The sequence below is a fragment of the Pseudoalteromonas sp. OOF1S-7 genome, assembly GCF_022347765.1.
GTDB lineage: Bacteria > Pseudomonadota > Gammaproteobacteria > Enterobacterales > Alteromonadaceae > Pseudoalteromonas.
In genome coordinates, this window is record NZ_JAKRFZ010000001.1 from 392,202 (window position 1) to 416,278 (window position 24,077).

The window sequence follows — 24,077 nt, forward strand, 5'->3', positions numbered from 1 at the left end:
GATCTCCAAATCACTACACTTGGCTAATTTTGACTTTTTTCGTATTACTGTGGATTGCCATGTTGTACATTTTACAGATGGGTAAAACAAAAAGACCTAAAGATATATATCATGACATACTGAAATTACTAGGGAAATTACAAAGAATTTGTTTTGTATGCCTTTACATGTTGCTGGCGTCTGAATTTGATCATCGGGGCACTGTCATGCTAATTATATTCAAGTTTGCTCAACAATAATCTGGACAGATCGCAGCCTCATCGATTATGCCACAAAATCAAAGAGTATTTATTTTACATTGAATTAGTGGAATTTTTAGGCAAATTTTGATTAACCCGACTAAGCTTTAAGTAGCCTTGCATTAAGAGACCGCATCATCAACAGGTTATTGGAGTTCATTATGAGTATATTTGAGCATTACCAGTCCAGATACGAAGCGTCCCAAGAAGAAGAGTTCACCATAGCGGAATATTTGGAAATATGTAAAGAAGACAAAGCTGCTTATGCGAGTGCGCCTGAGCGCCTGCTAATGGCAATTGGTGAACCCGAAATGGTCGATACATCCACAGATGCACGGCTTAGCCGTCTTTTTTCAAACCGGGTGATCGCGCGTTATCCGGCATTTCACGAGTTTTATGGCATGGAAGATGCCATCGAGCAAATCGTTTCTTATTTAAAACATGCCGCGCAGGGCCTCGAAGAGTATAAACAAGTGCTCTACTTATTAGGTCCTGTCGGTGGTGGTAAGTCATCAATTGCAGAAAAACTGAAATACCTAATGCAGCAAGTGCCTATTTATGCCATTAAGGACTCGCCTGTTAACGATCATCCACTTAGTCTGTTTAACCCACTCGAAGATGGTGACTTACTGAGCAAGGAATATGGCATTAATAGTCGTTATTTGAGGACGGTGATGTCACCCTGGGCGACCAAACGCCTGCATGAGTACAATGGAGACATTTCTAAGTTTAGAGTGGTCAAGCGCTACCCTTCTATTCTAGACCAAACGGCCATAGCTAAAACGGAGCCTGGTGATGAAAACAACCAGGATATCTCAGCACTGGTTGGTAAAGTAGACATTAGGAAACTCGAGCACTACGCCCAAAATGACCCGGATGCATACTCCTATTCGGGCGCTCTGTGTCTGGCTAATCAAGGGTTAATGGAGTTCGTTGAGATGTTCAAGGCACCCATTAAAGTATTACACCCGCTACTTACTGCCACACAGGAAGGGAACTATAACGGAACAGAAGGTATCTCTGCTCTGCCCTTCAATGGGATTATCCTTGCCCACTCCAACGAGTCAGAATGGCAGTCTTTTAAGAATAACAAAAACAACGAGGCATTTCTTGATCGGGTCTTTATTGTTAAAGTGCCCTATTGTTTGCGCGTATCGGAAGAAGTTAAAATCTACAAAAAGCTCATCGAGAACAGTGAGCTCCGATCCGCACCTTGTGCACCCGGAACGCTCGAAACACTGGCAAAATTTTCAACCTTGTCACGTATTAAGGAGCCGGAAAACTCCAGCATTTATTCAAAAATGCGTGTATATGATGGTGAGAGCCTCAAAGACACAGATCCGAAGGCGAAGTCTTATCAGGAATATCGGGACTACGCTGGGGTTGATGAAGGTATGACAGGTCTGTCGACCCGATTTGCCTTTAAGATTCTGTCGCGTGTGTTCAACTTTGATCATGCCGAAGTCGCGGCAAACCCGGTACATTTATTCTATGTACTTGAACAACAGATCGAGCGCGAGCAATTCAGTGCAGAAGTTCAGGAGCGGTATTTGAGTCATCTCAAAGGCTACTTGATCCCGCAGTATGTTGAGTTTATAGGTAAGGAACTGCAAACAGCGTATCTTGAATCATACTCTGAGTACGGGCAAAACATTTTCGACCGCTATGTCACCTATGCCGATTTTTGGATCCAGGATCAGGAATATCGAGACCCGGATACGGGTCAGCTATTCGACAGAGCTGCGCTCAACGCCGAACTCGAAAAGATAGAAAAACCAGCGGGTATTTCAAACCCCAAAGATTTTCGCAATGAAATTGTTAACTTTGTATTGAGAGCGCGCGCTCATCATAACGGTGCAAATCCTGTCTGGACTAGCTATGAAAAACTCAGAACCGTAATAGAGAAAAAAATGTTCTCCAATACCGAGGAGTTACTTCCCGTTATTTCTTTCAATGCGAAGACCTCCGCTGAGGATCAGAAGAAACACGAAGACTTTGTCAATCGAATGATGGAAAAAGGCTACACCCAAAAGCAAGTCCGCTTACTGTCTGAGTGGTATTTGCGGGTTAGAAAATCTCAATAACATTAGCGGTTGGAGGGTGTTCTATGGCACATTTCATCGATCGTAGACTGAATGGCAAGAATAAAAGTACGCTGAATCGTCAACGCTTTATCAGACGCTACAAGAAACAGATCAAGGAAGCCGTTTCTGATGCCATCAATAAAAGGAGTGTTACTGATATTTCCAGCGGTGAGAGTATATCTATACCACAACGGGATATCAGTGAGCCTGTATTTCACCAAGGCAAGGGCGGGAATCGTGAGCATATTCATCCGGGTAACGATCAGTTCACGACGGGTGACAAAATACAACGCCCTCCTTCTGGCCAGGGTGGCGGTGCAGGAGAAGGTAACGCAAGTGATCAGGGGGAAGGTCAGGATGATTTTGTCTTCTCTATTTCTAAGGACGAATATCTTGATCTGCTATTCGAAGACTTAGAGCTGCCTAACCTGCAAAAAAGCCAACTCGATAAGCTGGTGCAAATGAAGACGCATCGAGCTGGGTTTTGTAATGACGGTATGCCCAGTAATCTGGATATAGTGCGATCATTAAAAGGCTCGGTGGCACGACGTATTGCCATGACAGCCAGCAAACGAAAGCAGCTTAGAGAGCTTGAGGAGCGACTGGTACAGCTCTTACAAGATCCCGTACCCAAGCAAACTGAGATACAGCAACTTGAGCAGAAAATCGCTGAACTCAAGCGTAAGATAGACGCAGTGCCCTTCATAGATAACTATGATTTGCGCTTCAGAAATTACGAAAAGCGTCCTCACCCCACCAGTAAAGCAGTGATGTTTTGTCTAATGGATGTGTCAGGCTCTATGGACCAGGCTACCAAAGATATGGCAAAACGCTTTTATATTTTGCTATATCAGTTCTTAACACGCACCTACAAAGACATTGAAGTTGTTTATATTCGTCACCACACACAGGCCAAAGAGGTGGACGAACAGGAGTTTTTCTACTCCCAGGAAACGGGTGGCACTATTGTATCGAGCGCGCTGAAGTTAATGGATGAAATTATTGCTGATCGTTATGCTCAGGGAGACTGGAATATCTATGCAGCACAAGCTTCAGATGGTGACAATTGGGCGGATGATTCACCACATTGCACGGACATATTAACGAACAAGTTACTAAATGTAGTGCGTTACTACGCCTATATCGAGATTACCACTCGTGCTCATCAGAGTCTGTGGCGCGAATACCAGGGTATCGCAGATACTTTTGATAACTTTGCCATGCAGCATATTCGGTCGGTCGAAGATATCTACCCGATATTCAGAGAGTTGTTTAAGAAAAACCGACAACAAAATGCAGCCTAACAGGGGGAGTGCCTATGACATATAACCCGCTTAATGATGGCCCGGATTGGACGTTCGACCTGCTTGAAGAATATCAGGCTGAGATTGCCCGTGTTGCGGCCCATTACAGACTGGATACCTATCCGAATCAGATTGAAGTAATCACGGCAGAGCAAATGATGGACGCCTATTCTAGTGTAGGTATGCCCATTGGCTATGCACACTGGTCTTACGGAAAAAAGTTCATCCAAACCGAGCAAACCTATAAACGCGGACAAATGGGACTGGCTTATGAAATTGTGATTAATTCAGACCCCTGCATTGCCTATTTGATGGAAGAAAATACCATGCCAATGCAGGCTCTGGTCATGGCACATGCATGCTATGGCCATAACTCCTTTTTTAAAGGTAATTACCTGTTCAAAGCCTGGACGGATGCATCTTCTATTATCGATTACCTGGTTTTTGCTAAAAACTATGTCGCAAAATGTGAACAAAAGTATGGAATTGACGAGGTCGAGAACCTCCTAGACTCTTGCCATGCACTCATGAACTATGGCGTTGATCGTTACAAACGTCCCCAACAGATTTCTATGTATGAAGAGCAGAAGCGCCAGAAAGAACGTGAAGACTACTTGCAGTCTCAAGTCAACGAACTTTGGCGGACCATTCCGAAAGGCAAGCAACAGGATGAACGCGAAGATATTAAGTTCCCCTCTGAACCTCAGGAAAATATTCTGTACTTCATTGAGAAAAATGCCCCGCTGCTTGAGTCCTGGCAGCGCGAAATCATTCGTATTGTGCGCAAAGTATCGCAATACTTTTATCCTCAAAGACAAACACAAGTTATGAATGAAGGGTGGGCAACATTCTGGCACTACACAATTCTTAATCATCTGTATGACGAAGGTAAGCTAAGCGATGCATTTATGTTGGAGTTTTTGCAAAGTCACACTAATGTCGTTTATCAACCGCCCTACAACAGTAAGTTCTACTCGGGCATTAACCCCTATGCACTGGGCTTTAACATGATGGTCGATATTCGGCGTATCTGTGAAAACCCTACCGAAGAAGACAAATACTGGTTTCCCGAGTTTGCAGGTAAAGACTGGCTGGACACCCTGCATTTTGCAATGGAAAATTTTAAAGATGAAAGCTTTGTCAGCCAGTTTTTATCGCCAAAGATCATGCGTGATTTTAAACTCTTTACAATCATAGATAAGGAGAAATCTCCACACCTGGAAGTAGGTGCTATCCATAATGAGTCGGGCTATCAGAAAGTCAGAAACAGTTTGTCAGCACATTATAATCTCAGCAATCATGAACCCAATATTCAGGTCTACAACGTAGATATCAGAGGAGATCGTTCTCTCACATTAAGGTATGTGCCACACAACAAGGTCCCGCTTGCTGACTCGAAAAAAGAGGTACTTAAACATTTGTATCGATTGTGGGGCTTCCCGGTCAAGCTGGAAGAACTTCAGGATGACGGCACGGTAACGACTCTGGGACAGTGTCCGCAGGAAAGCAAAGAAGACTAAATATAGCAAAAAGCCCTTGATACAAGGGCTTTTTATCATATACAAGTTGTCAATACGGCGAGGCTAATGTGCCATAGACGGATCATAGACTGTAACAACATTGCGGCCATTTTCTTTTGAATGGTACAAAGCGGTGTCCGCAGCCTCAATCCACTGCTCGTATTTTTCGAAATTATCGTCGCAACAGGCAATACCCAGACTTACCGTAAGCTTGATTTCTTTATCATCGTAATAAATGACCGAGTTTTCGATCAAACTGCGTAGCCTTTCTGCAAACACTTTTGCGCCCTCGGCATCCGTGTCGACCAAAGTGACAGCAAACTCCTCACCACCATAACGCCCTGCTACGTCTGTTTCACGAAGTGTTTTTTGCAACAAGTCGGAGATATGGCGAATGGCCTCATCACCGCCACTATGGCCATAGGCATCATTTATACGCTTAAAGAAGTCTATGTCGAACATCAGTAAACTGCTACTCCCATGACTACGTTGCAAGCGTTTAAATTCTGTTCGTAAACTCTGTTCCCAATAGCCTCGATTTGCGAGCTTAGTCAGGCTGTCAGTGCGGCTCATTTTTTCCAGCGTTTTATTGACCTTTTCAAGCTCCAGCTTGTTCATCGCTTCATCGGTGACGTCGTATATGATCACACAAATGTGTGCCACTTCTCCTGTCACGGTGGTCAATGGAATGAAGGTCGCATTTTGGTACATATAATCAGCCTTTCCGGTGATCGGCCGATAATTTTTGAAGCGAAAAATGTAGGGTTGCTGCTCCCAAATTGTAAACGACCGGTTTTTCAACACAAAAACCGGCTCAGATTTACTTTTGAACCAGGCTTCATCAATGCTGGGAAACAAATCAAAGACATCTTTGTCTTTCACGGCGCTTGGCAATAGCCCCGAGTGGTTTTCCATAAATCCATTCCAAACACACACACGATAGTTCCTGTCCAGCACGACCAGGCCAACATCCACTGTGTTAAACATATCCATTAACCAATGGATCTCATTCATGTCAAAATCAGATGCAGGCATAATTCTAATCTTCTAGCAGGTACTCAACTTTATATTTGAGTGTTTTAAGTGAGTCTTCGGTAAACAACAACATTAAATCGCAGTTAATATCGTGATTTTCGATTCCGTAACTAATTTCTATGGCCAGCGTGCGTTGCCAACGGGCTTTGTTTGCTTTCACCAGCTCAGAAACTTCGCAATGCTGACCCAATACTACTGGGTGTCCTTGACTGAATGGCATGTCCAGTTGTTTTGATAGACCAGTCAATATGGCACCTATCAAAATGTTGCTAATGTCCATCAGCAGCTCAAGCTCAACTTTTTGGTTCAGCTCGCCCTGATAGCTCATCAAAGAGGCAATTTCTTTAAAACTTGAGTCGTTGAGCAGCAGCAGCGCTTCGCCCGACACCCCTCCACCGATAAAGCCCTGGCATACGCCCGATGTGGTTGCGCTAGCATCGATGGCTTGCAGTGCCATATGTAGCTCATTGACTTCCAGAACGTTTACGTTGGGGATGGGTAATTCTACGAAGACATTCAGCAACCGGGCTAGCAAGTCGCCCGCCTGCCCCATGGCTACATTGGTGATTTCCTGATAAATATCGCGGATCTCAGGCTCAAGCTGTTCGCCGAGTTTATGTACCAGATTAGCCCGAATGGCCTTGTCTTTGATCCCATGGTGCGTGATTATCTCTTCGAGTTTCGCCGCATCACATGGCTTTCGAATAAAATCTATTGCACCCAGTTCCATCACGCGTTGGTGTGCATTTGGCTGGATATCTCCAGAGACGACGACTGTCAAAACATTCAATCCTTGTTCGTTTATTGCTTGTAAAACCTCATATCCATCCATGTGAGGCATATTTAGATCTAAAAATAGGATCTCGGGTGAGACCGCTTTTATCTTCTCAATGCAATCCAGGCCATGCTCAGCAAATTCTACTTTAATATCCCAGTCGTCCGGCAATGACCGCGCCAGTTGCCGGCGAGCCAATTTAGAATCATCGCATATCAGGACAGGTGTTGACATAAAAGCTCTCTTCGCTTATCGGCTAACTTATTGTAAGAAGCCGAAAAATTTCTAGTTATAGTTATGACATAGCAGCATTTTAGGACCTACATGGTAATCAAAGCTTAGCCGATTTACAATCCAATTTACTGCAAAGGTTGGTTATATAATTCCAGTATAATACACTGACGAGAATTGCAAAAAATTAAAAAGGAAATACGTTATGCGAATCATATCCTTGCTGGCTGCGTCTATACTGGCGCTGGCCAATCCAGTGCATGCCAGCGAGCTACCGGAAAACCAGGTTGATGCAGGCAAAGTCAGCGCCCAGGGTAAACCTGTTACTCTGCTGGGGCAAGGCGTTAAGGTTGGTGATCCAGCCCCTGATTTTAAAGTAGTCGATGGCAATTTTGTGCCTGTGACTTTGACTAACTATCAGGGTAAGCCCGTGCTAATCAGCGTGGTTCCCAGCCTGGACACCGGGATCTGCAGTCTTCAAACTAAGTATTTCAACGAAAAAGTGGCCCAGGAGTATACCGGTGTTGCGCTGCTCACGATCAGCGCCGACTTGCCATTTGCGCAAAAGCGCTTTTGTAAAACAGAAAACATTGACCAGATTGATACCTTATCAGACTCAGTGTGGCGCGATTTTGGCGCTAAGTATGGACTCTATATCAAAGATATGGGGCTATTGAGCAGAGCAGTTCTGATCTTAGATAAAGATCACAAAGTGGTATATAAGCAACTTGTTAGCAACCTGGCCAGCGAGCCGGACTACCAAGGTGCTATAGAAGCACTTAAACAGCTTTAATGAGCATAATGGGTGCAAAGCAAAGCCAATACGTGATGCTTTGCGCCAACACACTAAGGCAAGATCATGTCTATATGCTCAATCCCATCTTCAAGATACGCTTCACCACTGGGCTCGAACCCAAAAGACTGATAAAACTGGGTGAGGTAAGTTTGCGCTGCTATCTTAACTGGCAGTTGTCCGTAATGGCTACGACAGGTTTCTATGGCGCTGCTCATCAGAGTTTGTGCAACCCCTTTCCCCCGACAATCGGCTGATACCAATACGCGCCCAATTGCACAGGAGGCTGAATCCGGCTTGTAGCATCTTGCATAAGCCTGCAACTGACCTTGCTGACGTGAGAATACATGAAGGGTATCTGCCTCCTTGTCAATTTCGTCCACTTCCTGATACGCGCAAGCTTGTTCAACAACAAACACCGCAACTCGGGTCTGAAAAATTTGAAAGAGTTCGTCGTGTGACAACTGATAAAAGGTTTTAACTTGCATGGATTCTATCACTATGGGTGTGTGCGCCTCTGGCGAGGCGCAATATTGATTCAGGCAAATAGCCTTTCCAGTTGGTCGCACAACTGAGACAGATTGACGTGATCATGCTCAATCGTCAGGTCGACATAACCATCACTACGAAACGCTCTGTCGAGCTCAATCAGTACATGCGTTCGGTGTGCTTCCGGGACAAATGACAGTTCAACTTCCTGCAGACCGAACAAAGACGTGCTGGAAGGACGATACTCAATTTCCTGGTAGCAGCCAGATACTGACTGAAAGTTTGACGCTTTTAAATAACCACGTTCAACGTCCGCTTTGACCATTCTAAAACCAAGTTTTTCCATCGCCAGTAAACAGTTTTTAACCGCTTCATTCGGATAAATGTGCAGCAAGTCCTTATCACTCGGATCTAATGCCAGATCGATATCTAAGCCGGTTTCAAGCCAAACATAGCTGTGATTGTAAGGCGCATTAATTTCAGTGATCGGTGTTTCCGAGTGCAGCCGGGCTTCAAACGGAATCACTTTTTTTTCACCCGGGGCTATGGTGAACTGACTACCAACGCGCCACTTTTCAATTACCTGGCTCGCGTAATATTCACCATTCTCACCCTCGACCTTCACTTTTGTCATCAACGCTAATTCTAACCCGCTGATTTCTTGCTCTACATCGCCACCCAGAACCACGACCTGCGCCTGGAACTTCTGTCCCGGGTGCAAGTGTTCTGTTTCTAAAATTGTATCTACTTTCGCGGCACCAATACCTACGGATGCCAAGAGCTTTTTAAACATCTTATCTCCTCTCGAGGATGTCCCCTTATCCGCATCTTAACCACATTTTTTCAGCTTTGTCAGCGAAAATTTATAGCAATCAGCTAAATAGTTGACGATAAAACGCAAAACGCCCTTTTTATGGCGCTCGTTAGTCGCCCAGACTGCTAATTTTTCATTTATAAATCAGTTTGTTTTGTTACACTGCTAACACCTTCGACTCGACTGAATCACTATGGAATTACTGTACTTTGCCGTTGCCTTTGCCTGTGGCTTTTCTGTTTATCAACTCAAACTCCCGCCTCTGATTGGCTTTTTGTTGGCGGGCTTTGTGCTCAACCTATTGGGACACAGCAGTACCGACTTGCTCACTCAGCTGGCTGACTTAGGTGTGACGCTGCTGTTATTCAGTATTGGTTTAAAACTGAAAGTATCCAATCTGATTAAGCCTCAGGTTTGGGCGCCGGCGAGCCTGCACTTGGTCACCAGTATCGCCTTTTTCGCCTCTTTATTACTGATGTTAGGCGCATTTGGCTTGCCTTTATTTGTCGACCTGTCGTGGCAAAGTGCCTGCCTGGTTGGCTTTGCATTTAGTTTTTCCAGCACCGTCTTTGCGGTCAAAGTACTGGAAGAGCGTGGAGAAATGGCCAGCCTGCACGGTAAAATTTCTATCGGGATCCTGGTTATGCAGGATATTTTTGCGGTTATTTTCCTGGCTATCAGCACGGGGAAATCACCAAACCTGTGGGCACTTGCCCTGCTGGTTGGCTTGCCTTTGTTACGACCACTTTTGTTCTGGGTATTGAACCGCTCCAAACACGGCGAGTTACTGCCGCTGTTCGGGTTTTTCTTTGCACTGGTGCTCGGCTATCATGGGTTCGAGTTCGCGGGCCTGAAAGGCGACCTGGGCGCCCTGATCATAGGAATGCTATTTGCGCCGCATAAAAAAGCTGGCGAGCTGTCGAAGGCTTTGCTCAACGTCAAAGATATTCTATTGGTTGGTTTTTTCCTAAATATTGGTCTCAATGCCAACATCTCTCTCGAAGCTGTACTAATTGCTGTACTTCTTGCACTCGTGTTGCCTGTCAAAGTGTTTATTTATTATCTGTATACCAACATGTTCAGATTGCGTGCCCGGACCTCCCTGCTCAGTGCGTTCACACTGTCAAATTACAGTGAGTTTGGCCTGATTGTCTGTGCTGTCGCCGCCAGCAGTGGCATGATCACTGCTGACTGGCTTGCCGTGGTTGCACTGGCGGTCTCAGTTACATTTGTTTTGGCCACACCGCTCAATAAAAAAGCGAATGAAATCTATGTCAAACTGGAACCGCTACTGATCAGGTTCGAAAGCGATAAGCGACTTGAAGAAGAGCTGCCGGTTAACCTGACAGACACGCGGATCGTGATCTTTGGCATGGGCCGCATTGGTACCGGTGCGTATGAGACGATACACGCCACCCACCCCGGCTCCGTCGCGGGTGTCGACATCAAACCTGAGGTCGTTGAAAAGCACATCAGCCTGGAGCGCCGTGTACTGTTAGCTGATGCGACTGACCCCGATTTCTGGCAGCGAGTAAACCACTCCAATGTCGATATGGTTATGCTCGCTATGCCCAAGCACATGCAAAATATTTACGCGCTTGAACAGCTCAAAGCGTCCGGTTTCTCTGGCCAGGTCACCGCCATCGCAAACTATCCGGATCAACAAAAAGAGCTTGAAGATTTAGGTGTACATTCTACCTACAACTTCTATCTTGAAGCTGGTAGTGGCTTCGCAGAACACGTCAAAGAAAAATTATTTTCATGATCCAAAAAATAATTCTCAGTATCAATAGCGGTACTGAGAATTATTTCTAATTCCGCATCATATACTTACATCTAGACGTCTAAAAATCAGGCACATAACTCTGACGATTTTGTAACTCTACGATTTACAAAGCTTTACATCATCGTTGGTAATTGCCCCTCAATTCGAAGTACACTGAGCCCAGTAGGTTAGATGCACTAATCTATTTTCTCAATTTAAATCTGATACTTATACCCCTCAATCAGGAACATTGAGCGGGAACGATATTATTCGAGAGGGCATGCATGTTAAAAAATAAATCGGCTTCTTACTTTCCTGCAGCGGTGGATGATGCAAATGCAGGCCCGCTCGCAAAATTGCAAGCACAACTGGATGCTATTCAAGATTCAGGAATGACAGCGTTGACAATTAGGGACATACTTTTTCATAAAATGCTGGACATGCATGCGGTCCCTAAAGAACACTTTTTACGCGATCAGGCGACCCCTGACAGATTAGACGACCCAGCCATCATTGAGCAATTAAACGAGCTGGGTTTCTACCGCACCTCACCAGGCCAGGTGCACTAAGTTTCAATTTATGGGAGCCTACTCTCCCTTATAGGCTGGCAATGCCCGTCGTCAGCCTATTTCTCTCTTTTCACTACCCTGCGCGTTTTGTGAGGCAACAAGCTAAACCACGCCTCTCTTAAAGGCTTCAGATATATCGCACCTAAGCTGTCATGGCCCGCATCGTAACGGCCCACCCCAATCTTTATATCTCTGACTTCTGATGCACGGATCAGTGATCGTCCCAGCCGATCCCAAATGGCCAGTGCCGATCCCAGGTTAGTGTCAAAATGTGCCGGATCCGCACTATGGTGGATCTGATGCTGTGCCGGGCTGATAAACCAGTTTTCTACCTTGTCCCCCCAACTGAGCCAAATATGTGAATGTCGCAGATTCGAGCCGCAGATATTAAACAAAAAGACAAACGCATTCGCCCCCAGAATATCAAACATACTGAGCGCAGTGCCAAAAACAAAATAGCCCAGTCCAACCACAATCCCCTGAGTCAGTGCCATACGACACGCGTACAAGTAGCTTTCAACCGGGTGTGAACGATAAATAGTAAACGGAGTCAGTACTTTTGCGGAATGGTGTACTTTGTGAAACTCCCATAAAAATGGGACTTTGTGCAGCGCCAAGTGTAAAACATAACGGGTAAAGTCATCGACCAGAAACAGCATCAGCGTAAACAAAAAAATTACTACAGAATCATCCCAGGCTAAGTGTAATGGTGCGCCAAACAACCATTCCAGCGCATCTGAAATGGCAATGGCAACTGGCACCATGGTCAGGACGATAGGCGCAAAGGTCAGTGCTTTGATCACCTTGTTGACGACAAACAAGCCATAATCCAGTTTCGCGCTGTCTGATAACCAGACATCACGCGGAAACAGAAAACTCAAAAACCCTTTGAGTGAACGTGGGCCGTGCAGCTTGCTGTAGACCAGGCCAGCCATTATTACAGCACTGAATAAATACAGCCAATAGATTCGTTTATTTGCATCCAGCAAATATCCGGGCAAAGAAGATAAGCTTTGCCAGAGCGTTTCTATCATAAAATGGGCTGACTCCTGTAAAAAAGGCCACTGATGAGTGGCCCTGTAAGTATACTCAATTATGCCAGATACGCAGCTGATTATGCATCTGGCACAGGTTCACCCGGGTTAGAATGAGTATTTATATCCCAACGTAAACTGACGAGGTTTGCCTGGCCGTGCACCATAAGGACGACGACTGACTATCTTTGTCTCATCCAGCAGGTTATCAACCTTAGCATAGACCTGGCCGTATTTACCCAGCTCATAGACCGCTGAGAGATCAACGGTTGTGACAGCCGACACTTCTTTGCCTTCCAGGGCCAGATCGTAGCGACCATTCGGTGCATTTGGATCTGTGCTGCTATCCCAGCTACGTCCCGCCGCTTCCGACATAGAGCCCACATACTTTACTGCCAGTGATACCCGCCAGTCGGGCGCTGAAACACCGATGTTAAAGCTGGCCTGATGCTCTGGCAGATAAGGTAACTCATCGCCGCTCTTTACATGACCCCATTGCGCAAAGTTAGTATATCGATCGTTTTTAAATTCACCTTTGGTATAGGTGTAAACGAAACCGTAAGGAATATCGATCTGCAGGTTCAGAGGATAGCGCTGGCTAAACTGAGCCTCTAATCCGTACACATGTGCTTCACCACCGTTAAATTCCCTGCCAATTTCCAGAGCACCACAGTTAGACTGACCACAGCTTTCTTTCAGATTACTATAGTCATTGAAGAAGCTCACAACCTCAAGCTGAGTTACCCCATCATTGAAACGCCCACCAAATTCATAGTTGGTGCTCTTCTCGATTTCGATATCAACTGACTGTTGAGGTGATGCCGGAGAGAACCCCTGATGAACACCGAATAGAATACCTGAATCTTCCGATAACTGATAAAAACCACTCATACCGGGTAGCCAGATGCGTGTCGTCTTATCCTGCCAGTCATCCGCATTGACAGTGTTCTGATAAGCCATGTCCATCAGTTCACCGCGCACACCCAAACCGAGCGTCAGGGCATCTAGCGTTACCTTGTCCTCAAGGTACACAGACCAGGCCTGGGTATTTTCAGTATTTTGAGAGGTGTACACTTTATCCAACCCAAGGTTAAAGGCACTGCCGTCTCTCATCCCATAGGTTTCTTTGAAGTGCTTCCGCTCAATTTCATCTTCATGGAAGCGAACACCGAACGATAAGGTATTGTCAAACCCCGCCAGCTTAAACTTAGCAGTACCATCTAGCTGGACCCCTTGCGAGAAATATTCACGGTCATTGGTGCCCATCGACAGATAGTTAGGACGTCCATTCTCGGCAATGGAGTCCGCCGTACCGCTGATCACTTGATACAAGCGCTCATACTGCTCATCTTCTGGATTTGCGAGGATTTCAGATAACGTTGCGTCCGTGTTAGTTAGTCCATCGAGCTTTAGCCAGGCACGTTCATAATCGTTTCGATACACACGGGAAGTCAAGCTCACATCCTGATACTTTAGATGGTGAGAAAACATCACCTGGGTGTGCTTGGTGTCCATATTGTCAGGCTGAGACGCCGCATAACGACGATAGGGTGTGGCGTCAAAGTCCGCATCGGTCAGACCCAGATAAGTCTCATTGGACAGCTCATCTGCATAACTGAGCTTGAGTCCGAACGTGTGCTCAAACTCGCCTTGCTGTAACTTGTAGTTAAACTTAGCCAGCAAGTCATTTTTCTCAAATCCGGTATCTGCACCACCATCGAGATCTTTAAACCCATCTGCTTGCAGATTCACGCCTTCAAGCAGGAATCCAACGTTGTTAACCACCGAGCCGAAGTACGCATGCGCTTTGGTATAACCATCACTGCCCGTTGCCAGATCAATGGCGCCTTCAGAAAACTCAGGTACGGCACGCGTAACCAGATTCAGCGCACCCGCAACAGACTGAGGACCATGCTTAATGGCTGCTGGCCCTTTGAATACTTCAACGGCCGTCATGCGCGTTGTTACCGGAAAATAATAGGCTGCGGGCGCTGAATAAGGTGCCGGGCCGATCAGTACACCATCTTCCATAATGGTGATTTTTTTGCTCCGCTCCGGGGTTACACCACGAAAGCCAATGTTAGGACGCAGGCCATAACCATCTTCCTCACGGATATTCACGCCTGGTACTGAAGACAAAATACGGTGGATGTCATCGTACTCAAACTCTGCCAGTTGCTCTTCACTGAGCAAAGTTGCAGAGCCCGCTTCTGTGCGAAGCTTATCGTAATGACTCAGGATCTGAATGTGTTCCATGTCGTCATTTTTTGCATCATCATTTGCCAGTACCTGAGGCGCAGCCAGCGCAACCGCCATGGCCAACACAGATCGTTTCATCATGAACCCTTTAGTCATTGTCACCTGCCGATGTTTTTGGAAGTTCCAGAGCCAATTTTTGGATAAAGTCATTCTTAAGCTGATCAGTCACATCTTTGACCTTAGCATGGGTGTTTATCACCCCGGCTGTGTCTTCACTCAATGCTTGCTGCAAGCTGCCATTGAGCGCTTCTGTCGCGGCTTTGGCATCTGCGATACCCTGCAACATCACGTCTTTGGTCTGGCTGGCATCCTGTTCGTCAAGGAAATCATCAAACCCTGTGGTGTCTTCAGTGTCGGTTCCCTGACCCAGGAAAATTTGTTCAAAAGCAGCAATGTTTGCCTGGATATTTTCTATGGAGTGCTTGGCAAAGCGCGACTCAACCGCCTGCGGACAGACCTCTGTACCACACTGGTTAGCAAACAAACCTAATGGTGTGGCAAGTTTATAGTCTTTGAGCTCTTCCGTCATATAGAACAACGCATCAGAAATAAGATTAACTGCCTGAGTAACATTGGTAAATTCACTGCCTGCTTCACCCGCATTTTTTAGCTTGGCCGCATAGCCTTGTTCACCCGCCCATTCAAACATCAGTCGCTCTGACGTTGCTTTCAGGTCTGTCGATACTTCAACTGCATACTGACAGCGCAATGCGCGTCGTTGCTGCTCACCAAGTGTGTTCCATTGTACCAGAATATCGCCACTGGTCGCTGCTGAGCAGCTGTGGTTTAAATCATTGTTGAACAACAAGTACTCAAGGGCATCCAAACCACGGCGTTTATCGCTGCGTTTACTGATGTCGTAAGGCACGCCATTGATGTCACCCTGAGCAAAATAAGCCACATCCTGATCGACATTACAGTAGTTGGTATCCGGCCAGGAATAGATGTCTTTGCGCAATGCTTTGTCATCTGCCAGCAAAGGGCCTACAATCATCAGCTCAGCATGTTGCCAGCTCACCATCGTTTCTTTCCAGCTGTTTTGCGCAGCCAGCTTGGCTTCATCTCGTGCCGCTCTGGCCGCTTCATCCTGCAGGGTTGGATCAAACGCAGTTTCCAGATCGCAATAGGCTTTCACTATCGCCGGCTGTGCGCTGGCTTTATCTGCAAATTGCTGGAACGTGGGGGTAAACACATTGTCTGTCAGATTAGCCACCAGCTTTTTCTGATCGAACGTCGTTGGCTCTACCACCGGAGTACCCTGATTATACCCTGGGCCCGCTGAGCTGGAGGTACTCTCACCACATCCGCTTAATGCCAAACCAATGGCCGTTGCCAGTAAAAAAGGTCTGGAGTGTATTCTCATTATTTGCCTCAAATGAATAGTCTAGATACGCAAAAGGCTAGCAAAACTTGCTAACCTTTTGACAGTTCAGTGAATCGTTTATAACTTACCAGTTAGCAACATTCTCAGCGTCAAAGCCGTACACTTCTTGAAGGATGTCACGTGCCTGACCCAGCTTCTCAATGTAAGCGTCTACGTCATTTGGCTCGATCACAGGTTGATTACCCATCAGGTCATGCATCTTTTCAAACTGGCCGACGTTACCTTCAGCGTAGAAAGGCGAGTGGCGATTAAACTGGAAATTCAGCGCAAAGCCTTTCATTTCTGACCAGTGCTTAGCCAGCGTAGCGAAGTCTGCTGCAGTGTATTCACCACCAGTCACACCCGCCTTAAGTGCTTGCAAATCTTTCGTTGTGTCATTGATGTAGTGCACCACAGTGGCAGCAATGGCTTTTTCCCACGCCAGCAATGCAGCTTTCGCATGGCCTTTCAGCGTCTCCATTTGCGCATCGCTCAGTGCACCCTCAGTTGAGTTAATCAACTTACGGCCGTTGTAGAATGCTTCAAATGCTTCTTTGGTCAGGTCAGTTGGCTTAGAATTGCCTGCAGTACCACGGTCACGCTTAGCGGCATTGGTCGAGTTGCCAAAGTTGTACTCTGAGTTGAAGTCAATTTTGCCATCGACATTGGCATCGTTGTAGCCCGCGCTGAAACCATCACGGCCGCCTTTACCGGCAATCTCATCGTCCGAGTAGCTCATGTAGTTACGCGCCGCACCAAAGTAACCGAAGCCTTCATCCCACTGGTGCTCAAGGTTCGTGTAAGCTTTACCGTCAACAGCCTCGGTGTTATCAGTCTCCAGACCTTTTCCTTCAGTACCATAGTCCAGGTAATCATCGGCTGACTGGGAGAAAGCCAGCGCACCGTACAGGAACTTTTGGATCATCTGATTCAAATCAACACCGGTTGGCGTTACATACACTGTATCAATTTCGTCTCCACCAGGAGCCGCTGCACCGCCACTATTCACCAGTGCCGCATTTTCAGCCAGCATTGCAAACAATTGCTCAACAACCAACTCAGGTACCGACGTGGTATTGCCTTCAGGTACTTCAACATCCCACCCTGCAAAGTCTTCTGCCTGAGACCAAGTACCTTTGTGCTGGCCTTTAGCATCGTTACCCGCAACTTTACCGCTCAGGTTTTTATGCGAAGAAGAAATAGCATACAAGGTAGTCTGCAAAGCAGTTGGCTCTGAGGTGGTAACCGTCAGTAGGCGGCTTTCCCAGACACTTTCATAATTTTCTTCAGAAACCGCATAAATCTTATTGAGCTCTGTCAAAATAGCGTCTTTGCCTTTTTGCGAGACAGTAACGAACTCATCGCTTTTAATATAGTTAAACAACTCTTTAATTAACACGTGACGCGCAATCTGACCCGAGTAAGCAACGCTTGATTTGCCTGCCTCAAAACGACTGATGAAGTCATAATCCATTTCATCCAGCACTTTGAAAGTCACATCAAAGGTTTTTTCGTTTTCACTGTCTTTTACGGTAACCGTAACGGTCACTTCCTGCTCTAGCTCGTAGTTAAGGTGCTCGCCCGCTCTCAGCGCAAGAATACCGCCTTCTTTAATTTCGAAACGCTCATCAGACACAGATATAGTATGCGTATCATCGTCGCTGTCGGTTACCACTAAAGTACCAATCTCAACCGCAACCATGTTTTCAGTCACAGTGACTTCCGTTGCGTCTGCATCCTTACCTTTCAGTGTAACAGCGGTAGGCGCCGCATTCGTTGTTTGGTCTGGTGTCTGACCGTTGTTGTTATTGTTGTTGTCATTTGAGCTTGAACCGCCACACGCAGTCAAACCTAAAGTGGCAACTAAAATAGAAGTAGCTAGCAGAGATTTTTTGAAAATCATTGAGCATTCCTTAATAAAGCAATGTTAAAAATTATTCTTAGTCGCGTTAAGTATACACCGCTTTAAATAGCAATCAATTCTATTTACGTTGCCAAATGCACGATTTAGATCAAGGAATGCGCAGATTTATCTGTTTTATGTGTTAACAGGAATTAGAAAGGGGCGCCCAGATAGCCATGCAACTATTTGATTTATATCAAATTAATAGTAAAACTAAAGGCGTATTAACACGGCGGATGGTAGGATTTGTACAATTGAGAACGAATGGATAGTTCGAATAATTGGAACTATCCAATATGAAAATTTCACCAAAGCATGACTTTATTCAAGAGCTGACCAGGCATCTTTTACAAACAGATAACCTTTACGCCAAACTGTTTTAATTTTTTCTGCACCTACGGCGGTATCTCCGAGCTTTCTGCGCAGACAGGAAACGCGCACATCCACTGTCCGACTGTTGGCCTGATAATACTGTCCGACCACCTTTTTGTAGATTTCCTCCCGACTAACGACCTCAGGCGCACGCGAAGCCAGTAACCACAACAACTCGAACTCATGGCTGGTCAAATTAATTGACTGCTGCGCCAGTGATACGCTGCGCTCGTTCAGATTCAGATAGAGCTGTCCAAAGTGCAGTTCACTAGGTGTATCAGACTTGACCATTGATATGCAGGGACGCTTGCGTGCCAGGGCACCAAGTCGGGCTCGCCATAATCGGGGTTTGGCCCCGCAGGAAATAACATCATCGGCCCCGAGCTCCAGCATCAGGCTTTGCAAGTCTTCATTGTCCTCATCCAAAGACACTATCAGGGGGGCATCGAAGCTCGTTTTAAGCAGGTTAATAGTGTCGCACTGTGCACTGGTTGCCAGCGCCTGACCAATCACAATACTGTCGACCTGCTGAGCGGTACGCCCTTTGCTGGTTGCCTCATGAATATTGATAAACTGCATAGTAAAACCATGCTGCTGCAGTGCCTCAAAAGGTGCGATGCTGTGTCCCTTTTCATCTTGCGCAATTAATACCGTTGACACGAAAAAGCCTCGTTCGAACTATTTATGCTGGCTAGTCTAGTGGGCTTAGCTGAACAAACGCTTTACGCAGCAAACAAACGAGCAGCCACACGGAACAAAGCACTCACCACAGGGTCCTGCAGGCGTTTCTTTTTGCACACCAGGCCAATCTCTATTTCTTCGCTTTGTAAACCCAAAGTTTGTACCTGATTTCTAAATGGGCTTTGCTCCAATACTACTTCGGGTACATAGGCAATACCAAAACCCAGGCTGGTCAGTGCCACCATCGCCTCATGACCCGAAACATGTGCATAAATTTTTGGTTGCAGCGCTTTTTTCTTAAAAAATACATCCAGACGCTCTTTCAGTACACCATGTTCAGGGACGATAAATGGTATCTGGTGCCAGGGTAACTCTCCGCGATGCTGTTCGAGTAACTCACTTAACGGGCATTTCATCGTCGGGGCAATGAACAGCAGCCGTGAGCGGCCAATGCTGAGATATTCCAGACCTTGCGGCAAATTACGAGGCCGGACCGCAACGGCTACATCAACTAACTCTCCCTGGACCTGTGTAATAGAGTTAGCCGGATCGCCGGTCAGTAAATTCAGTTCAACCTGGGGAAAGTCCTGACGGTAGCGTGCAAACAGGTCATAAATAAAACTATAGGAAGCCGTTACAGAGCAAAACAGGCTCAGCTCGCCGCTCAGGGGCTTGTCTTCATCCAGGCATTCGCTTTTAAACTGACGCCAGCTTGCCAGCGTCGCTTGTGCATACTGAATAAAAGCCTGCCCTTGTGATGTCAGCGCGACACTGCGATTGTCACGAATAAATAGCGGCGCCCCGACCTCCTCTTCCAGCTGTTTGATCTGACGGCTGAGTGTTGGGGGGCTAATATAGCAGCGCTCACTGGCGCGAGAAAAATGCAGCGTGTCCGCCAGAGCCAGAAAGTACTTCAGTTGTTTGTGATCCATTTTATAGTTACTCAGCATATTTCATAATATGAAATACAATAGTTTAAATATATCATTTTACGCAACTTAAACTTACCACTAGGCTAGAACCTATCTCTTATTCGGACCAATCAGACAGGACAAATCATGGCGAACTATTTCAATTCACTGCCACTACGCGAGCAACTGGCCCAGCTGGCTCAGTGCCACTTTATGGACCCTAACGAATTTGCGGACGGTGTTAATGCTCTGCTTGGTAAAAAGCTGGTGATCATCGGATGTGGCGCTCAGGGGCTGAATCAGGGTCTGAATTTACGTGATTCTGGCCTGGATGTCAGCTATGCGCTGCGCCAGTCTGCCATTGATGAAAAACGTCAGTCATTTCAAAATGCCAACGATAATGGATTTGCAGTCGGCACCTACGAGACCCTGATCCCGCAGGCTGATCTGGTGCTGAACCTGACCCCAGATAAACAGCACTCGGCGGTTGTTGACGCGGTCATGCCGCTGATGAAACAAGGTGCGACACTGGCCTATTCACACGGCTTCAATATTGTTGAAGAAGGCATGCAGGTACGCGACGACATCACGGTTATCATGGTAGCCCCTAAGTGTCCGGGTACTGAGGTACGCGAAGAGTACAAGCGCGGTTTTGGCGTCCCAACCCTCATTGCGGTACACCCCGAAAATGATCCTCAAGGCCACGGTTTGGCACAGGCAAAAGCTTATGCTGCTGGTACTGGCGGACACAGAGCGGGGGTACTTCACTCTTCATTCATCGCCGAAGTCAAATCCGACCTCATGGGCGAGCAGACCATACTGTGCGGCATGTTACAGACCGGTTCACTGCTGTGCTTTGATAAAATGGTCGAACAAGGCATAGAGCCTGGTTATGCATCCAAACTGATCCAATATGGCTGGGAAGTGATCACCGAAGCACTGAAGCATGGTGGTATCACCAATATGATGGACCGCCTGTCTAATCCTGCAAAAATCAAAGCGTTTGAATTAAGTGAAGAACTCAAAACCCTGATGCGCCCACTGTATAACAAACATATGGACGATATCATCAGCGGCGAGTTTTCACAGGGTATGATGGCCGACTGGCATGAAGACGATGCTAAGTTACTCAGCTGGCGCGCCGAAACCGCTGAAACAGCATTTGAAAAACAGGCTAACTGTGAGCAAGAAATTGCAGAGCAGGAGTTTTTTGACAATGGTATTTTGATGGTTGCTATGGTCAAAGCTGGCGTAGAGCTGGCATTTGAAACCATGACCGCCGCGGGTATCATCGAAGAGTCCGCTTACTATGAGTCTTTGCATGAAACGCCATTGATCGCCAATACCATAGCACGCAAAAAGCTGTTCGAAATGAACCGGACGATTTCAGATACTGCGGAATATGGCTGTTACTTGTACAACCATGCCTGTTTACCATTACTCAAACCATTTATGGAAAAAATCGGTACAGACGTTATTGGTAAAGGGTTGTCACACAGCTCTAATGAAGTGGATAACCAGGCACTGATCAACGTCAATGCCGCTATCCGTACTCATCCGGTTGAAGTGATTGGCAATACCTTACGTGGCTATATGTCAGCCATGAAGAAAATCATCTAACCAATTGAATAATATAAGTATAACCTAGATTAATTTTCGTTATACTCACGCTTTTGCCATTTTAGTTCGCTTGTTAGAAACCAAGGCCCACCTGCAATGCAGTGGGCTTTTTTGCTATTAAAAACATGACACTATTACGACAGTGGCTTTATACCTATAGGTGTTAATTATTGACCATGCTAAAATTATGACACACGGGATTTAGAAGTAGTGAGTTTAATGCATAACACTGGTTTAACAATTACACAACGAATTACTCTACTGGGTAGTCTAATCGCTGTTGTGGTCGCTTGTCTGATCGGCTTTATTTCAACCTATCAGGCCAAGTCTATGATCGAAACCCGCATGCTGGGCTCTGAGTTGCCCAGCAAGGTTGAGAGCATCAACAAGTCGATTAGCCAACAAATCAGCCAGCTAAAGAGTGCGGCAAAGCAGCTTTCGAGTAACCAGTTTTTACTCGATGCGGTCAGCAAAGGTCAGCTGAATGAACAGGTGCTGCTCGCAGAATTGGCCCGCGTACAAAATCAGTACGCCCTGGTCACCGCCTCATGGGCAAACAGAGAAACGCGACAATACTGGAACCAAAACGGTTTTTTACGCGTGCTCAACCAGCAACAGGATGGTTGGTTTTTCCACTTTACGCAAAGTGCACAAGAGTACTCAATCAGTATCTACCAGGAAGCACCTGGGGACGTGAAAATGTTTGTCAATCATCAGCAAACGAATGGCCTTGGCTTAGCAGGCCTGGCGAAAAGTATTGATGCCATGCAGACCATGCTGGCCAACATGACCATTGAACAAAGCGGCTTCGTGTTTGTCGTTGAAAAGACACAAGGGGTTGTTCAGCTTCACCCCGACGCCAGCAAAGTGGCTAAAACAAAACTGCTTGATTTATATGGTGCGCAAGCGGCTAGCCAGCTGCGTAATAGTCGCGACTTTGTTGTACTGGACCTTGAAGCGGGCGGCATCCCTTCATTGGTAGCCGCCAGCCCGATTGCAGGCACTGATTTGCTGGTGATTGCACAGGTCCCTAAAGCGGAAGTATTCTCTCAGGTTTCCTCTTTGCAGTGGCAAATCGTGATCTGGTCACTGCTAGTGGTCGCAGTGGTATGTATCGCCAGTATGGTTATGGCACGAAGCCTCAGCGCACCTTTGTTGAAAATGGCTGATGTGTTCCGCCAGCTTGGTAGTGGTGATGCAAAGTTGAATTATCGGGTACCCAATGCAGAGCAGCCTGAGCTACAAGCGCTGGGACAGGGGTTTAATCAATTCATCGAAAAAATTGAAGCCGCAATCTGTAATGTCGCTAAAGAAAGCAGCGATATTCGTATTGCCAGTGAGCATGTCTTTGCACAGGCAAAGAAAAACTCTTCGTCACTGGATGAGCAAAAATCTCAGACTTTATCTGTGGCGGCGGCGATAAATCAGATGGCCGCGACGGTACAGGAAATCGCCGGCAGTGCCAATAATACCGCCAAGCTCACCGATGAAAGCCGCGAGCACACTAAACACAGCCACAGCTGCGTGCAACAAAGCCAATCAACGCTGCATCAGCTGGCATTGGATATTCAGCAAATGGCTGATCAGGTTGCCACTTTGGCCAGTAAAACCCAGTCCATCGCCAGTATTTTAGATGTGATCCGAGGGATTTCTGAGCAGACCAACCTGCTCGCGCTCAACGCCGCAATTGAATCAGCTCGCGCTGGTGAACATGGTCGAGGTTTTGCTGTAGTTGCTGACGAAGTCAGAGCACTGGCAAGCAGAACTTCTCAGTCAACTGACGAGATTCAGGCGACCATTCAGGAGCTTACAGCGGCATCGGATTCCATCGTGACACAAATCGCACAGTCATCCGATCAGGCTCAACAAAGTGTTAATAACATGCAAACCTCTGTGGAGTTAATGGATACCATCACAGAAACCGCCGATCAAATCAACGATATGACGACCTTGATTGCCACAGCCACGGAGCAGCAAAGTAACGTGGTGGCCGATGTGGGACGCAGCATCGAGCAAATCAGCGTGATCAGTGACGCTGTTATGAGCGAGCAACTTGATACCGAACAGGCAATTCAACAGCTGGCCAATTCGGCCAAAGCACTCGATAAACTGGTTGCCAGTTTCTAGTGTGGACAAGCGGTCACTCGTGTGTGGCCGCTTACTTTAATCTTAAAATCATCCTATTACGTTTCTTTACAAGCTTATCTTGCACAGCCCCCAGCCTTCATTAAGCGCACCTTTACTGCAACGGATTGTAACAATTTTTGCTTCCTTAACTGGCCAAAATAGCTACACTGAAAGAAAGCTGTAAAATTC

18 protein-coding genes are annotated in these 24,077 nt (G+C 46.4%); 8 read left to right on the plus strand and 10 right to left on the minus strand.

The features are described 5' to 3' along the window. The first annotated feature begins 400 nt into the window (after positions 1-400). The 3 genes from MHN33_RS01745 to MHN33_RS01755 are packed head-to-tail and all read left to right on the plus strand — an operon-like array spanning position 401 to position 5,147. Positions 401-2,323, plus strand: coding sequence for a PrkA family serine protein kinase (locus MHN33_RS01745; RefSeq protein ID WP_239393721.1), 1,923 nt, complete (start codon positions 401-403; stop codon positions 2,321-2,323). A 23-nt stretch (positions 2,324-2,346) separates the two neighbouring features. Then, positions 2,347-3,627 (plus strand): YeaH/YhbH family protein, encoded by a 1,281-nt coding sequence (locus MHN33_RS01750; protein WP_239393723.1) that lies wholly within the window; start codon positions 2,347-2,349, stop codon positions 3,625-3,627. A gap of 14 nt (positions 3,628-3,641) precedes the next feature. Next, a complete protein-coding gene (locus MHN33_RS01755; RefSeq protein WP_239393725.1) occupies positions 3,642-5,147 on the plus strand; it encodes a SpoVR family protein in 1,506 nt (501 codons plus the stop codon). A gap of 63 nt (positions 5,148-5,210) precedes the next feature. On the opposite strand, the gene MHN33_RS01760 is transcribed toward MHN33_RS01755, so the two are convergent. Together MHN33_RS01760 and MHN33_RS01765 are read right to left on the minus strand one after the other, a co-directional pair. Beyond that, on the minus strand, positions 5,211-6,182 hold the full coding sequence (locus MHN33_RS01760) for a diguanylate cyclase (RefSeq protein ID WP_125779006.1): 972 nt from the start codon (positions 6,180-6,182) through the stop codon (positions 5,211-5,213). Positions 6,183-6,186: 4 nt separating this feature from the next. Beyond that, the gene (locus MHN33_RS01765; protein WP_125716379.1) at positions 6,187-7,191 is read right to left on the minus strand and encodes a response regulator; all 1,005 of its coding nucleotides are present in this window, start codon (positions 7,189-7,191) and stop codon (positions 6,187-6,189) included. Between the two features lie 202 nt (positions 7,192-7,393). Between MHN33_RS01765 and tpx the strand changes: the two genes are divergently transcribed. After that, entirely contained in the window at positions 7,394-7,981 is a 588-nt protein-coding gene (gene tpx / locus MHN33_RS01770; protein ID WP_239393727.1) for a thiol peroxidase, read from the plus strand. A 53-nt stretch (positions 7,982-8,034) separates the two neighbouring features. Here the strand turns inward: tpx and MHN33_RS01775 are convergent, their stop codons facing one another. After that, positions 8,035-8,469 (minus strand): GNAT family N-acetyltransferase, encoded by a 435-nt coding sequence (locus MHN33_RS01775; protein ID WP_239393736.1) that lies wholly within the window; start codon positions 8,467-8,469, stop codon positions 8,035-8,037. A 50-nt stretch (positions 8,470-8,519) separates the two neighbouring features. Beyond that, positions 8,520-9,263: a sporulation protein gene (locus MHN33_RS01780; RefSeq protein ID WP_239393738.1), complete on the minus strand. Its 744-nt coding sequence runs from the start codon at positions 9,261-9,263 to the stop codon at positions 8,520-8,522. Positions 9,264-9,477: 214 nt separating this feature from the next. Here MHN33_RS01780 and MHN33_RS01785 point away from each other — a divergent pair, with 214 nt between their 5' ends. After that, a complete protein-coding gene (locus MHN33_RS01785) occupies positions 9,478-11,049 on the plus strand; it encodes a cation:proton antiporter family protein (RefSeq protein WP_239393740.1) in 1,572 nt (523 codons plus the stop codon). Between the two features lie 284 nt (positions 11,050-11,333). Further along, positions 11,334-11,618 carry a hypothetical protein gene (locus MHN33_RS01790; protein ID WP_239393742.1) on the plus strand — a complete coding sequence of 95 codons (285 nt, stop codon included), beginning with the start codon at positions 11,334-11,336 and terminating at the stop codon, positions 11,616-11,618. A 56-nt stretch (positions 11,619-11,674) separates the two neighbouring features. On the opposite strand, the gene MHN33_RS01795 is transcribed toward MHN33_RS01790, so the two are convergent. From MHN33_RS01795 to ilvY, 6 genes are all read right to left on the minus strand, one after another. Further along, positions 11,675-12,652: a sterol desaturase family protein gene (locus MHN33_RS01795; protein WP_239393751.1), complete on the minus strand. Its 978-nt coding sequence runs from the start codon at positions 12,650-12,652 to the stop codon at positions 11,675-11,677. 108 nt (positions 12,653-12,760) lie between these two features. After that, positions 12,761-14,989: a TonB-dependent receptor gene (locus MHN33_RS01800; RefSeq protein ID WP_239394987.1), complete on the minus strand. Its 2,229-nt coding sequence runs from the start codon at positions 14,987-14,989 to the stop codon at positions 12,761-12,763. 10 nt (positions 14,990-14,999) lie between these two features. Continuing rightward, positions 15,000-16,274: an imelysin family protein gene (locus MHN33_RS01805; protein ID WP_239393753.1), complete on the minus strand. Its 1,275-nt coding sequence runs from the start codon at positions 16,272-16,274 to the stop codon at positions 15,000-15,002. Positions 16,275-16,359: 85 nt separating this feature from the next. Further along, positions 16,360-18,177, minus strand: coding sequence for a DUF4856 domain-containing protein (locus MHN33_RS01810; protein ID WP_239393755.1), 1,818 nt, complete (start codon positions 18,175-18,177; stop codon positions 16,360-16,362). 321 nt (positions 18,178-18,498) lie between these two features. After that, complete coding sequence (locus MHN33_RS23995) at positions 18,499-19,209, minus strand: response regulator transcription factor (RefSeq protein ID WP_239393757.1); 711 nt, start codon at positions 19,207-19,209, stop codon at positions 18,499-18,501. A gap of 62 nt (positions 19,210-19,271) precedes the next feature. Then, complete coding sequence (ilvY, locus tag MHN33_RS01820) at positions 19,272-20,162, minus strand: HTH-type transcriptional activator IlvY (protein ID WP_239393759.1); 891 nt, start codon at positions 20,160-20,162, stop codon at positions 19,272-19,274. Positions 20,163-20,288: 126 nt separating this feature from the next. Between ilvY and ilvC the strand changes: the two genes are divergently transcribed. Beyond that, positions 20,289-21,761: a ketol-acid reductoisomerase gene (gene ilvC, locus MHN33_RS01825; RefSeq protein ID WP_239393761.1), complete on the plus strand. Its 1,473-nt coding sequence runs from the start codon at positions 20,289-20,291 to the stop codon at positions 21,759-21,761. A gap of 219 nt (positions 21,762-21,980) precedes the next feature. Further along, the gene (locus tag MHN33_RS01830) at positions 21,981-23,888 is read left to right on the plus strand and encodes a methyl-accepting chemotaxis protein (RefSeq protein ID WP_239393762.1); all 1,908 of its coding nucleotides are present in this window, start codon (positions 21,981-21,983) and stop codon (positions 23,886-23,888) included. Positions 23,889-24,077 lie beyond the last annotated feature (189 nt).

Bases quoted from the DNA above. Each gene is read 5' to 3' on its own strand.
- MHN33_RS01745 (WP_239393721.1), top strand. From the start codon at position 401: ATGAGTATATTTGAGCATTACCAGTCCAGATACGAAGCGTCCCAAGAA.
- MHN33_RS01750 (WP_239393723.1), top strand. From the start codon at position 2,347: ATGGCACATTTCATCGATCGTAGACTGAATGGCAAGAATAAAAGTACG.
- MHN33_RS01755 (WP_239393725.1), top strand. From the start codon at position 3,642: ATGACATATAACCCGCTTAATGATGGCCCGGATTGGACGTTCGACCTG.
- MHN33_RS01760 (WP_125779006.1), bottom strand. From the start codon at position 6,182: ATGCCTGCATCTGATTTTGACATGAATGAGATCCATTGGTTAATGGAT.
- MHN33_RS01765 (WP_125716379.1), bottom strand. From the start codon at position 7,191: ATGTCAACACCTGTCCTGATATGCGATGATTCTAAATTGGCTCGCCGG.
- tpx (WP_239393727.1), top strand. From the start codon at position 7,394: ATGCGAATCATATCCTTGCTGGCTGCGTCTATACTGGCGCTGGCCAAT.
- MHN33_RS01775 (WP_239393736.1), bottom strand. From the start codon at position 8,469: ATGCAAGTTAAAACCTTTTATCAGTTGTCACACGACGAACTCTTTCAA.
- MHN33_RS01780 (WP_239393738.1), bottom strand. From the start codon at position 9,263: ATGTTTAAAAAGCTCTTGGCATCCGTAGGTATTGGTGCCGCGAAAGTA.
- MHN33_RS01785 (WP_239393740.1), top strand. From the start codon at position 9,478: ATGGAATTACTGTACTTTGCCGTTGCCTTTGCCTGTGGCTTTTCTGTT.
- MHN33_RS01790 (WP_239393742.1), top strand. From the start codon at position 11,334: ATGTTAAAAAATAAATCGGCTTCTTACTTTCCTGCAGCGGTGGATGAT.
- MHN33_RS01795 (WP_239393751.1), bottom strand. From the start codon at position 12,652: ATGATAGAAACGCTCTGGCAAAGCTTATCTTCTTTGCCCGGATATTTG.
- MHN33_RS01800 (WP_239394987.1), bottom strand. From the start codon at position 14,989: ATGAAACGATCTGTGTTGGCCATGGCGGTTGCGCTGGCTGCGCCTCAG.
- MHN33_RS01805 (WP_239393753.1), bottom strand. From the start codon at position 16,274: ATGAGAATACACTCCAGACCTTTTTTACTGGCAACGGCCATTGGTTTG.
- MHN33_RS01810 (WP_239393755.1), bottom strand. From the start codon at position 18,177: ATGATTTTCAAAAAATCTCTGCTAGCTACTTCTATTTTAGTTGCCACT.
- ilvY (WP_239393759.1), bottom strand. From the start codon at position 20,162: ATGGATCACAAACAACTGAAGTACTTTCTGGCTCTGGCGGACACGCTG.
- ilvC (WP_239393761.1), top strand. From the start codon at position 20,289: ATGGCGAACTATTTCAATTCACTGCCACTACGCGAGCAACTGGCCCAG.
- MHN33_RS01830 (WP_239393762.1), top strand. From the start codon at position 21,981: ATGCATAACACTGGTTTAACAATTACACAACGAATTACTCTACTGGGT.